10 protein-coding genes are annotated in these 11875 nt (G+C 56.7%); 5 read left to right on the top strand and 5 right to left on the bottom strand.

The window, feature by feature from the left end:
- The 4 genes from recN (at position 1) to ACOSDM_RS03310 (ending at position 5969) form a co-directional block, all read left to right on the top strand.
- Complete coding sequence (gene recN, locus ACOSDM_RS03325; RefSeq protein WP_420723058.1) at positions 1–1674, top strand: DNA repair protein RecN; 1674 nt, start codon at positions 1–3, stop codon at positions 1672–1674.
- Positions 1671–3836, top strand: a complete 2166-nt coding sequence (ligA, locus tag ACOSDM_RS03320; protein WP_420723057.1) for an NAD-dependent DNA ligase LigA — start codon at positions 1671–1673, stop codon at positions 3834–3836. Before recN ends, ligA begins: the two co-directional genes overlap by 4 nt.
- Positions 3833–5086, top strand: a complete 1254-nt coding sequence (locus ACOSDM_RS03315; RefSeq protein ID WP_420723056.1) for a S8 family serine peptidase — start codon at positions 3833–3835, stop codon at positions 5084–5086. Before ligA ends, ACOSDM_RS03315 begins: the two co-directional genes overlap by 4 nt.
- A gap of 85 nt (positions 5087–5171) precedes the next feature.
- Positions 5172–5969, top strand: a complete 798-nt coding sequence (locus tag ACOSDM_RS03310; RefSeq protein WP_420723055.1) for a L,D-transpeptidase family protein — start codon at positions 5172–5174, stop codon at positions 5967–5969.
- Here ACOSDM_RS03310 and ACOSDM_RS03305 read toward each other — a convergent pair whose 3' ends face one another.
- On the bottom strand, positions 5970–6257 hold the full coding sequence (locus ACOSDM_RS03305) for a DUF2312 domain-containing protein (RefSeq protein ID WP_420723054.1): 288 nt from the start codon (positions 6255–6257) through the stop codon (positions 5970–5972). It abuts the gene before it with no gap.
- 138 nt (positions 6258–6395) lie between these two features.
- Here ACOSDM_RS03305 and hemN point away from each other — a divergent pair, with 138 nt between their 5' ends.
- Entirely contained in the window at positions 6396–7742 is a 1347-nt protein-coding gene (gene hemN, locus ACOSDM_RS03300; RefSeq protein ID WP_420723053.1) for an oxygen-independent coproporphyrinogen III oxidase, read from the top strand.
- 5 nt (positions 7743–7747) lie between these two features.
- On the opposite strand, the gene ACOSDM_RS03295 is transcribed toward hemN, so the two are convergent.
- From ACOSDM_RS03295 to lspA, 4 genes are all read right to left on the bottom strand, one after another.
- Entirely contained in the window at positions 7748–9148 is a 1401-nt protein-coding gene (locus ACOSDM_RS03295) for a M16 family metallopeptidase (RefSeq protein WP_420723052.1), read from the bottom strand.
- Complete coding sequence (locus ACOSDM_RS03290; RefSeq protein ID WP_420723051.1) at positions 9145–10515, bottom strand: M16 family metallopeptidase; 1371 nt, start codon at positions 10513–10515, stop codon at positions 9145–9147. The genes ACOSDM_RS03295 and ACOSDM_RS03290 overlap by 4 nt, the downstream gene beginning before the upstream one ends.
- Before the next feature lie 200 nt (positions 10516–10715).
- Positions 10716–11318 (bottom strand): DUF3035 domain-containing protein, encoded by a 603-nt coding sequence (locus ACOSDM_RS03285; RefSeq protein ID WP_420723050.1) that lies wholly within the window; start codon positions 11316–11318, stop codon positions 10716–10718.
- Positions 11319–11391: 73 nt separating this feature from the next.
- Positions 11392–11865, bottom strand: coding sequence for a signal peptidase II (lspA, locus tag ACOSDM_RS03280; RefSeq protein ID WP_420723049.1), 474 nt, complete (start codon positions 11863–11865; stop codon positions 11392–11394).
- Between the last annotated feature and the right edge of the window lie 10 nt (positions 11866–11875).

Here is an 11875-nt window from a genome sequence, read left to right as displayed (position 1 = left end):
ATGCTGACGAGTCTAACCATCCGAGATATCGTTTTAATCGATAAACTTCGGCTGAGTTTTTCCAGCGGCTTGTCTGTCCTGACGGGCGAGACCGGGGCGGGTAAATCTATTCTTCTGGACTCACTGGGCCTTGCACTGGGCCGCCGATCAGAAGCCAAGCTGGTGCGCCCTGGGGCCGAACGCGCGTCCGTTACCGCAGAATTTGACCTGCCCCCTGATCATGCCGTCCACGCCCTGCTTCAGGAAAACGATCTTCCCAATGAAGACCGACTGCTGCTGCGTCGCACTGTATCCGCAGATGGGCGCAGCAAGGCCTTTATAAATGACGAGCCGGTTGGCATCGCCCTTTTGAAGCAAATCGGGGAGAGACTGGTTGAGGTGCAGGGGCAATTTGACCAGCACGGCTTAATGGACCCAAACACCCATATAGACCTGCTGGATGCCTATGGCCGCCTGACGATGGAACGCGAGGCCGTCGCCCGACACTATACCGCCTGGCAGGCGGCCCGAAAGGCGTTGGACCGCGCCAAGGCCGCTGCGGAAGCAGCACGACAGGAAGAAGACTATCTGCGGTTTGCGGCAGATGAATTGGACAAGCTGGCCCCCCAGCAGGGCGAAGAGGAAGAACTGTCTGAAAACCGCAGCATGATGCAAAATGCAGAACGCCTGACTGAGGCGATCACCAGTGCGGTTGAGTATCTGACCGGTCCCAAAGGGGCTGATCAAGGCCTGCGCCAGGCCCAGCGGGCACTGGATCGCATGGCGGACAAGATGGGCGAGCAACTGAATGATCCGCTTTCGGGGCTGGAACGGGCATCTGTAGAAGTGGCTGAGGTCATCGCGACGCTGAACCGCATTGGATCGCAATTGAATGCTGATTCCACGACATTGGAGAATATTGAGGAACGGCTGTTCGCCCTGCGCGATGTGGCGCGCAAGCATAATGTCCCCGTCGATGACTTGGCGCGCCTGCGGGATGATTTCTTTGAACGCATCGCCCTGATCGATGCGGGGGAAGAGAAACTGGCTGACCTGACGGAAAAGGCTGATCGTGCCCGTGCCGATTATGAAAAAGCTGCGGAGATCTTGAGCATTAAACGCCGCGCTGCTGCGGAAAAGCTGGATGCCGCCGTCAATGCGGAACTTCCGCCCCTGCGCCTGGAACGTGCAAGGTTCACCACTGAAATTGTCGAACTGGAGCCATCCCGCTGGGGGGCTGCGGGCCGCGACAGAACAGGATTCACGGTGACAACCAATCCCGGCATGCCGGGGGGACCCCTGGACAAGATCGCATCGGGGGGTGAGTTAAGCCGGTTTCTTCTGGCGATTAAAGTCGCCCTGGCAGAGGTTGGGACCGTACCGACCCTGGTCTTTGATGAGGTCGATGCAGGCGTCGGCGGGGCAACTGCTGCCGCCGTTGGTCTACGCCTTGGACGATTGGCGGAGCGCCTTCAGGTCCTGGTCGTGACCCATTCCCCGCAGGTCGCGGCCAAGGGTGCGGCCCATTGGCGGGTCGCCAAGGCGACCGCAGAAGATGGGCGCGCTGCCACATCGGTCGACAGTCTGGACCCGCATCACCGCCGGGAGGAACTGGCCCGCATGCTGTCCGGGGCGGAAGTCACCGACGAGGCCCGCGCTGCAGCGGACCGATTGATGGAAGAGACCCATCCATGAGCCAACAAAAGGACGTGTCTGAGCTGACTGAACGGGAAGCACGCGCGGAACTGGCCCGCCTTGCGATGGAAATCGCCTATCATGATGCGCGGTATCACAAGGAAGACGCACCGGAAATCACCGATGCGGATTATGATGCCCTGCGCCGCCGCAATGATGCGATAGAGGCGCAGTTTCCGGAACTGGTGCGCAAAGACAGCCCTTCCCTGAAAGTCGGGGGCGGGCTGAAATCCGGCTTTGGTAAAATCCGCCATGTGAAGCCGATGCTGTCCCTGGGCAATGCCTTTTCAGAACCGGATGTCGCCGAATTCCTGTCCCGCGTGCGCCGGTTTCTGGGCCTTGGCGATGCGGAAGAGCTTGCCATACTGGCAGAACCAAAGATCGACGGCCTGTCTGCGTCGCTGCGCTATGAAAAGGGGCGTTTGATCTATGCCGCAACGCGCGGCGATGGCACAGAGGGCGAAGATGTTACCGCCAATATGCGCACCCTGGCCGATGTGCCCGAAACCCTGGCGGGCAGTGACTGGCCGGACGTTCTGGAAGTGCGCGGTGAAGTCTATATGCGCAAGGATGAGTTTTTGGCCCTGAACGAACGACAGGAAGCGGCGGGCAATAAGACCTTCGCCAATCCCCGCAATGCCGCTGCCGGGTCCCTGCGCCAGTTGGATCCATCCATCACGAAACAGCGGCCCCTGCACTTCTTTGGCTATGCCTGGGGGGATTTGTCGGAACCGCTGGGGCCAACGCAATCGCAATCCAGAGACCGCCTGAAACAGCTGGGGTTCACATTAAACCATCCAACAACCCTATGCCACAGCCTGGATGACATCATGGATCATTACCGGCTGATCGAACATCAGCGGGGCGAACTGCCCTTCGATATTGATGGGGTGGTCTATAAGGTCGATCGGCTGGATTGGCAGGAACGCCTGGGTCAGGTCAGTCGCGCGCCACGCTGGGCCATTGCGCATAAATTTGCCGCAGAAAAAGCGGAAACAGTGATTGAAGAAATCACCATCCAGGTCGGTCGCACCGGGGCATTGACGCCTGTTGCAAATCTTAAACCCGTCACGGTCGGGGGCGTCGTGGTATCGCGGGCGACCTTGCACAATCATGACGAAATCACCCGATTGGGCGTGAAAGCGGGCGACACGGTGCGCATCCAGCGGGCGGGTGATGTGATCCCCCAAGTATTGGAAGTGACCGCCGATGGCGGCGGCGCGCCCTTCGAATTCCCGACCCATTGCCCGGTCTGCAACAGCGAGGTGGAACGCGAAGCGGGTGAAGTCGTCTATCGCTGCACCGGTGGGCTGATCTGTGATGCCCAAGCCGTTGAGCGCCTGAAGCATTTCGTCAGCCGAGACGCCTTTGACATTGAAGGTCTGGGCACCAAAAGCATTGAGGAATTCTGGGGCGAAGGCCTGATCAAGGAACCTGCGGATATCTTTAAGCTGGTGGCCTATCGCGATACCATTCTGGGGCGGGAAGGATGGAAGGAGAAATCCGTTTCCAACCTTTTCAATGCAATACAAAGCCGCCAGGAAATCCCCCTGGACCGGTTCCTGTTCGCCCTGGGCATTCGTCACATTGGTCAGACCACGGCCAAACTGTTGGCGCGCAGCTACACGTCCTTTACCGCATGGCGTGACGCAATGCAGGCCGTAGCATCCGAACGCAAGGCCAAGCCTGATGAGAAAAAGCCAGATCTGATCGGCCCACATTATGCCGAACTGGTAGCCATTGATACCGTTGGCATGGCCGCAGCAGACAGCCTGTCGGCCTTTTTTAATGAGGCCCATAACATCACCGTGCTGGACAACCTGGTTGCCGAACTTCACATCACCGATGTAGACGCCCCCCAGGCAGGCAATTCCCCCATCGCCGGAAAAACCGTCGTCTTTACGGGTTCCTTGGAAAAGATGAGCCGGGGGGAAGCCAAGGCGCGGGCGGAATCCCTGGGCGCAAAGGTCTCCGGGTCTGTGTCCAAAAAAACGGACTATGTGGTGATCGGTGCAGATGCCGGGTCCAAGGCAAAAAAGGCACAAGAACTGGGAGTAACCATCCTCAGTGAGGAAGAATGGCTGTCCCTGATCGACCAAACACCCCCCCTGGTATCAGAAGCACCAGAAGCCTCCGGCAGCCCGCAAGGAACCCTATTGTGACCCAATGGTCCATCCGCCTGCTGTATGCCCTAACGTTCTGTATCACGCTCACCACCACGGGCGCATATGCGCAAAATTGGAGCATCCTGGAATATGATAAGGACGGCAAAGTCACAGGGGTAAGGGAAGGGACGGACGATACACAAAGACCCAATGGCCTGGGTGAAGAAAGCCAGCGCGCAATTGAGCCAGGTGAAATCCTTGTGGTTGACCCGACAGACACGGATCTGGCTGCTATGGAATCTGCCGGTTTCAAACTGATGCGCAAAGACACCCTGTCAGGGCTTGAAATGATCCTTGCCCAATTCAAAATTCCAGAAGCAATGAGCGTACCCGACGCACTGGAATATTTTGCACGGCAATTCCCAAATTTGACAGTTGGAACAAATGACCTGATGGATTTGTCCGGCGGCGCGCGGGTGCAAACAGCGCAAGCATTTGATTATTCACGCAATCTGTCGGGATGGGGCATCGTTCCAGACACATGCGGGAAAGGCATTGTACTGGGCCAGATCGATGGCTTCGTGGACGAAAACCATCCCGCATTACGCGGTAAGAACCTGGTCTATAAAAGCTTCCTGAAATCTGGCCGCCTGCCAGCGGCGGAAAATCATGGGACCGCCGTCGCGATCCTGTTGATTGGGCGCAAACTCCCCAACTATGGTGGTGGCCTTTTGCCCGGTGCGAAACTGTATGCGGCCAATATATTTGAGCGTCGCAACGGCAAGGATGTTGGTAACCTTGCCGCCATGATCCGTGCCGTCGATTGGCTGGTTACACAAGGGGTGCAGGTCGCCAATTTATCGATTGCCGGTCAGGATAACGTCATCATGCGATTGGCGATCAAGCGTTCATTGGAAAAAGGCATACTGTTGGTTGCCGCCGCTGGCAATAATGGGGCGGGTGCGCCCCCTGCCTGGCCCGCCGCCCATCCTGATACGTTCTCGGTCACAGCGATTGATGATTCGATGCATCTGTATCAATTTGCCAATCAGGGAAAGTATATCGATTTTGCTGCACCGGGTGTGAATATACCAACCGACACCCCAAACGGGCTGATGGCCCAAAGCGGCACATCCTTTGCCGCACCCTTTATAACCGCCATGGTGGGCCTACATTTAAAGGCCGGGTTCAAATTGGACCCGGACCTTATTCGCCGCAGCATGCAGCGCTATTCGACCGATCTTGGGTTAGCCGGAAAGGATGACCTGTTCGGCTGGGGTCTGGTGCGGTTGCGCCCAGCCTGCTGATTGGGGCCTGCTGATTGGGAAATAGCCCCCAAATTGCCTAAATCCATCCGCATCACTGCCCAGAAGCACTGGCAGTGTGCTGGGCATGACATACCGCATCCTCCCTATGCTCGCCGTCAGCATGATCGGCATCGGATTGGCCATCGCAGCCCCGGTTGGGGCTTTCTTTTGGTCTCGCGACCCTGGTCCATCACAGAAAATGGAACGCCTGGCTGCGGAACGTCTGCTGCCAGAAGATATCAACCGTCCGCACACGGTCAAAAGTCGGCTGAACAGTTTTGGACCCGCGGCACGCAGTCGCCTGAAACAAGCGTTTCTTACCGCCCCCCTGCCCTATCCGCCCGCAGAAGTCGTTCTGTTGGGCCTGAAGCAGGAAAGGTTGCTGGAACTGTATGGCCGTGCGCCAGGGGATGAACTGCGCTTTATCAAGTCCTATCCCTTCGCCGCCTGGACCGGTCGATTGGGCCCGAAGCTGCACGAAGGAGACCGACAGATACCAGAAGGCGTTTACGGCATCGATTATCTGAACCCGAATTCTATCGCCTATGTATCTTTACGCATCGGCTATCCCAATGCGTTCGAACGCGCCCGTGGTAAGGAAGATGGACGTACAGAATTAGGGGGCGATATCATGATCCATGGCAAAACCGGCGGTTCTGAGGGCTGCATCGTCGTTGAAAATTCAGACATCGAAGAATTATTCACCCTGGCCGCCGATACCGGCATTCAGAACATCCGTGTTCTGCTGGCCCCAACAGACCTGCGGCGCAACCCCGCCCCGACCCATCCGGGAAACCCATCCTGGACAGACCATATCTATACCAATCTGATCCAGGAAATGGCAGAAATCCCGATGGGTAAGATACAGGTGGCCGGGGATTGATTAGCGCATACCCAGGGCGGACATATAGGTGTCCAGCAGGGCTTCTTCTTCCGCGCGATCATCCGGGTCCTTCTTGCGCAGACTGACGATCTTCCGGATGATCTTTACGTCAAAGCCATGACCCTTGGATTCTGCATAGACTTCCTTGATATCTTCAGCCAGGGCCTTCTTTTCTTCTTCCAAGCGCTCAATACGCTCAATGAACGACCGCAGGCGCGCGCCGGTGGCGGTTTGGGTCGCGTCTTCAGGACTGGTGTCATTGTCGGCGGTGGCGGCGATATCAGCCATGCGATCGGCTCCCTATTCATATCTTCGGGGTGAGGTGATGTTGGGGGGACTGTACCGGTGCGCCCCCGCTGCTTCAAGACGCAACAGCACTTTGATCAGGATCAAGGCACGCATTTTATGAACCGGCGATAACACGGCATGACACATGATCTGATCAGCCGCTATGGCGGCAACGCGCCGCGCTATACCAGCTATCCCACCGCCCCACATTTCAGTGCGGATATTGGGGAAACACCCTATCGCGCCCGCTTGGCCAGTCTGGCACCAGAGCCGATTTCGCTTTATGTCCATATCCCCTTTTGCGACACACTGTGCTGGTTTTGTGGGTGTCACACCAAAATCACGCGCCGGTATGAACCTGTCCTTGATTATGTTGATATTCTAATTCTGGAAATGGCTGAACTGGCACGCGCCGCCCCGCCCAATATGCAGATGAGCCACATGCATTGGGGCGGTGGATCGCCAACCCTGCTTACCGCCAACGATACGCTGCGCCTGGCCCGAGTCGCAAAAAATCTGTTTTCCCCCACCGAAGCATTTGAATTCGCGGTAGAGATTGATCCTAGAGAGACCGGCGAAGATCGGATCGCTGCCCTGGCAGAAGCGGGTCTGACCCGCGCCAGCATCGGTGTGCAGGATTTTGACTCCCAGGTGCAGCAGGCGATCAACCGAACCCAAAGTTTTGAAGAGACGGCCGCCGCCGCCCATAGCCTTCGAAACCATGGGGTTCAAAGCCTTAATCTGGATCTGATGTATGGCCTGCCCTATCAAACCCTAGAGCGAACCCTGCGCACCATTGAACAAGCCCTGACACTGGCACCAGATCGGGTCGCGCTGTTTGGCTATGCGCATGTCCCCTGGATGAAGAGCCATCAGCGGCTGATCCTCGAAGAGGCGCTGCCAGGCCCGCTAGAGCGCCGGGAGGCCGCCGATGCCGCTGCGGAACTGTTGATTTCTGCGGGATATCGCCAGATCGGGATTGACCATTTCGCCTTACCGGGAGACAGCCTATCCCAGGCCTGCGATGCTGGAATGTTACGTCGAAACTTTCAGGGCTATACGACGGATCAGGCAACCACCCTGTTGCCGGTCGGGGCCAGTTCCATCGGTCGCCTGCCCGATATGTTCATTCAGAATGAACCGTCCCTGAAAAGCCATGCCCGGCGGGTGACAGAAGGGCATTTGCCAATCGCTAAAGGGGTTCTGCTGAGTATGGATGATCAATTGCGCGCGGCGGTCATCGAGCGTCTGATGTGTGCCTTCTCCGTCGATCTTGCGGCAATCTGCACCCTGTTTGGTGCTGATATCGCGTGCCTTTCCGATGCCTTTCCCAGGCTGCGCGCAATGGAACAAGACGGGCTGCTGACCCATAACAGAAGCCAGATCACCGTGACCCCCGTTGGCAAGCCTTACATCCGCCAGATCGCCGCCTGCTTCGATACCTATTTCAGCCAAGGCACCGCGCGCCATTCCAGCACGATCTGATATCGTCAGCCTCCAGGTGTTGGCAGCGTTGCCTTCACATTTTCTGGCTTGCCGACAACGACAAAGGTCAGTGCGTCCGGGTCCAGCAGATCTTTGGCCAGAGCATTCACATCCTCCAGGGTTACCGACTCGATCAGGCCGTTCCGGGTTTCAAAATAGTCGATCGGAAATCCGAAATACTGCATGGATTCCAATTGCCCTGCGATGCGCGAAGAGTTTGTGAAGCGCAGTGGAAAGGACCCTGTGATATAGGTTTTCGCATCGGCAACCTTGTCGGCGTCCAGACCATTTTCCTTGAAGTCCGCGAAGACCTTCTTCACCAGATCAATTGTTTCCCCCACCCGCGCATTCTGGGTCCCAGCACCGCCACGCAACAGGGCGGCGTGATCCATGGACGCCATATAGCTGTACACAGAATAGGCAAGGCCTCGTTTGACACGGATTTCATCGGTCAGAACAGAGCTGAACGATCCACCCCCCAGCACATAATTCATCACCATGCCGGTATAATAGCGCGGATCATCAATCGACAGGCCGGGCTGCGCGAAGGCGATGGTGCTTTGGGGCACGTCCATATCAATCACAACCGTGCCACCTGGGGTCTTGCCATTAAAGGCCGGGACTTTGTCGGAGGCGCCGGTCTTGGGCAATTTGCCAAAAATCTTATCCAGCATAGGGCCCAATTCTTCCGGCGTGATCGCGCCAACAACGCCAATTTTCAACTTATCGCGCGTCAAGGCGTCGGCCATATAGGCCTTCATATCCGCCACCGTGATTTTAGGAACACTCGTCAACGTGCCTTCATCCGGGCGGCCATACGGGTGATCCTTGAATATCGTTTCCGCCATCGCCTTACCGGCAATCGCATCAGGGTCCGTCTGGGCCTGTTTCAACCCGATCAGAATTTGGGATCGAACGCGCTCCACCGGCTCTTCATCAAACCGGGGTTCTGTCAGGGCCAGAGAGAGAAGCTCAACCGCCTCATCCCGATAGCGATTGAGGGCATAGAAACTGCCTGAAAAGGCGTCCTGTCCGGCATTGAAGGAGATGGTGATGGACTGATCCGACAATTTCCCCTGAAAGGTCTTGCTGTCATAGGGGCCAGCACCTTCATCAATCGTGCTGGCTGTCAGGCGTGCAGTGCCTTCTTTGCCGGGCTTATCATGACCTGCGCCGCCCCCTTTGAAAGAAAACTCGATCGCGGTGACAGGCACAGTCTCGTCCCGAACCAGCCAGGCCGTGATGCCCCCGGGGCTGACCACTTCCTCCACCTTTACTTCCGCAAAGGCTGGACGCAGGGCCAGCAATAGAATTAACGAAGCCAGAGTCACTAAGACGGCGACTTTTGCCATCATGGCGGTGTTGAGGGTCACAGCGGCGGTCGTTTGGGTGCCAGATTGTCTCATTGCGTGACCTCCGCATCTGATTTCGGTAACAGAATATCAACCACCTCGCCCGGTGCACCCAGCACGCGCCGTGCAACCTCATTGACTTGATCCACGGTCACCTGCCCGATTTTGTCTGGCCAGGTTTCCACATCGTCCAGGCTGTAGCCCACCGACAAGGCGCGACCAATGTTCATGGCCGGCCCGCTTAAGCTATCGCGGGCAGTCGCCGCCGAATCCTGAATACGGGTGATCGCACGGGTTACCTCATCCTGGGTAACCCCCTCTTTCAGAACCAGGTCGACTTGCGCGCGCAGGGCGGCTTCCGCTTTATCCAGGGGGACATCCTGGGCAGGGCTGACATACAGGCCCATCATACCCGGACCCCGACCATCCCCGTCATACCAACTGCCAGCACTGATTGCGATGCCCTGATCGATGACAAGGGACCGATACAGGCGGCTGGTGCTATTGCCGCCCAGGACCTGCCCCAGAACCTCCAGCGCATAAGCGTCGGCCTTATTATCCGCCTGAACCCAACTGGGGGCCTGTTTTCGGATCGACAGGCTGGGCTGGCGCACGCGGTCATCGCGATAGGTCACACGGCTGGACACCAGAAGCGGTGGCTCACGCAGGTCGGGCCGATCCGGCAGGGCTCGCGATGGAATGGCGCCATAATACTTTTTCGCCAGATCAAAGACCGCGTCGGCTCCAACATCGCCTGAAACGACCAGAATGGCATTGTTGGGTGTGTAATAGGCATTGTAGAAATTAACCGCATCCTGCACTTGCAATGCTTCGATTTCGTGCCGCCACCCAATGATTGGAACAGCGTATGGGTGATTGCGATAGAAGGCAGAGGCCGCCTGCTCCCGCAATATAGAGCCTGGATCATTGTCCGTGCGCATGCTTCGCTCTTCCAGAACCACCTGTTTCTCTGGAACGAATTGATCCTCTGCGATATTCAGATTCGCCATTCGATCCGATTCCAGCTTCATCACCATTTCCAATCGATCACTGGCGACAGATTGGAAATAGGCTGTGTAATCCTGACTGGTAAAGGCGTTGTCCTGGCCCCCATTGCGGGCCACGGTCGCAGAGAATTCTCCCGGAGCGACCGTATCTGTGCCTTTGAACATTAGATGTTCCAGAAAATGGGCGATACCAGATTTTCCCGACGGCTCATCCATTGCGCCAACCCGGTACCAGACCATATGGGTCACGACGGGCGCCCGGTGATTTTCCACCACAACGACCTGCATGCCATTATCCAGGACCATCTGTTTCGCATCATAAATTTCTGCCTGTGCGGACCATAAGGTCACACCCCATAACAGCATAGACGCAGTGATTGTCTTCCCAAGATTGGCTATAAAGGGGAGTCTCATTAAGCCTCCTAAACCGGTGCGACGCGGGCATCCGGAGTCATAAATAAAGGAACCCATCTGGGTCCCGGAGCAGGATGTGGAGATAACATAGTGTCGACACTGCGCGTGTTCCACAGCCTGCGGTCATAAACCGGCACACTTTTCAGAATTCGCAAAAATGTCGCAGAACACGATTCGAAAAGAGAAAAACTCAGAACGCCCTAGAACGGCCATTCGAAGAGTGATTTTTCACCTTCACGGGTGATGATGGGCGTGTTTCCGTCGGTGACGGGTTGTCCAAGGGCTGAATTGCCTTGCAGACGGCGGGTTTCTTCCCCGGCGTCTACCACATCCCCGGCAGGTTCCTTGTCACGCCAGAAGACCAAAGTATCCACAAAGGATTCCTGTTCCGCGGTCAGGGCCGCCGTTTCCTGATCGACCACACGGCGTATGCTGGAATCCGCGTCCAGACCACCGGTGCGCGTCAACAGGGCGATTTCCCCCTGGCTGCTGCCGGCGCGGCGCATATCAGCTTCTGTCTCAAGGCGTCTCTGTACGGCGTCTTCACCAAACACGGCGCGCTGCGCTTCCAGCCCTGGCTTCAGGTCCTGGGTCCGCTGACCATTAGGATCTGGTGGACGCAAACCGAATTCCGGCGGCAGCGTTAAAGGTGCCCGGGTCACCACAGCAAATTCATCTGGAGTCTGACGATCCAGTCCCAGGATTTTGCCCGTTTCTCCACCACATGCTCCCAACGCAAAAAGCGAGGTCAGGATACATGCCGTGCCGACGTGACGCCGTATCTTATTAAGCCCAGCAACCATTCGTTTCCACCACTACTGCAATCACCCGTCGATTTTAACACATAAGACGTTGGATCGCATTATTTACCCTATCCTATTTAGGCTCTTTCGCTGTCCCAAACAAGCCATCGTATGCAATCAGAAAAGCCCCCACCACGATTGCGCAATCCGCTACATTGAAGGACGGCCAGTGATATCCCGCGACATGAAAGTCTAGAAAATCAACAACTGCCCCATATAACAGCCGGTCCAGCGCATTGCCAAAAGCCCCCCCGATGATCAGACCACAGGCAATGGCCATGATCCGCTTATCGGTTTTACGCAGCAGGAAATAGTATATCGCCACCGCAATCGCGATAGCCAATCCGGCCAGGATATAGGGCCCCAAACCACTGTCATTGGACAGCAGACCAAAGCTGACGCCCCGATTGTATACCAGCACCAGATTGAAAAAGGGCGTCACCTCGACAAACCGTACGCCCCCGTCGAAGACCGACAGAATCCAGGGCTTGGAGATCTGATCCAACCCAAAAATACATACTGCGAGAATTAGCCCAAGGCGCTGCATTATAGACCCG

The sequence above is a fragment of the Hwanghaeella sp. LZ110 genome, assembly GCF_048892525.1.
In the GTDB taxonomy this organism is placed as follows: Bacteria; Pseudomonadota; Alphaproteobacteria; order UBA8366; family Aestuariispiraceae; genus Pacificispira.
The sequence above is the reverse complement of the archived record's forward strand: the minus strand, read 5'-3'. Positions and strand labels throughout refer to the sequence as shown.

Excerpts from the sequence above, each read along its gene's own strand:
- ACOSDM_RS03310 (WP_420723055.1), top strand. The coding sequence starts at position 5,172 with ATGACATACCGCATCCTCCCTATGCTCGCCGTCAGCATGATCGGCATC.
- ligA (WP_420723057.1), top strand. The coding sequence starts at position 1,671 with ATGAGCCAACAAAAGGACGTGTCTGAGCTGACTGAACGGGAAGCACGC.
- ACOSDM_RS03290 (WP_420723051.1), bottom strand. The coding sequence starts at position 10,515 with ATGAGACTCCCCTTTATAGCCAATCTTGGGAAGACAATCACTGCGTCT.
- ACOSDM_RS03285 (WP_420723050.1), bottom strand. The coding sequence starts at position 11,318 with ATGGTTGCTGGGCTTAATAAGATACGGCGTCACGTCGGCACGGCATGT.
- hemN (WP_420723053.1), top strand. The coding sequence starts at position 6,396 with ATGACACATGATCTGATCAGCCGCTATGGCGGCAACGCGCCGCGCTAT.
- recN (WP_420723058.1), top strand. The coding sequence starts at position 1 with ATGCTGACGAGTCTAACCATCCGAGATATCGTTTTAATCGATAAACTT.
- lspA (WP_420723049.1), bottom strand. The coding sequence starts at position 11,865 with ATGCAGCGCCTTGGGCTAATTCTCGCAGTATGTATTTTTGGGTTGGAT.
- ACOSDM_RS03295 (WP_420723052.1), bottom strand. The coding sequence starts at position 9,148 with ATGAGACAATCTGGCACCCAAACGACCGCCGCTGTGACCCTCAACACC.
- ACOSDM_RS03305 (WP_420723054.1), bottom strand. The coding sequence starts at position 6,257 with ATGGCTGATATCGCCGCCACCGCCGACAATGACACCAGTCCTGAAGAC.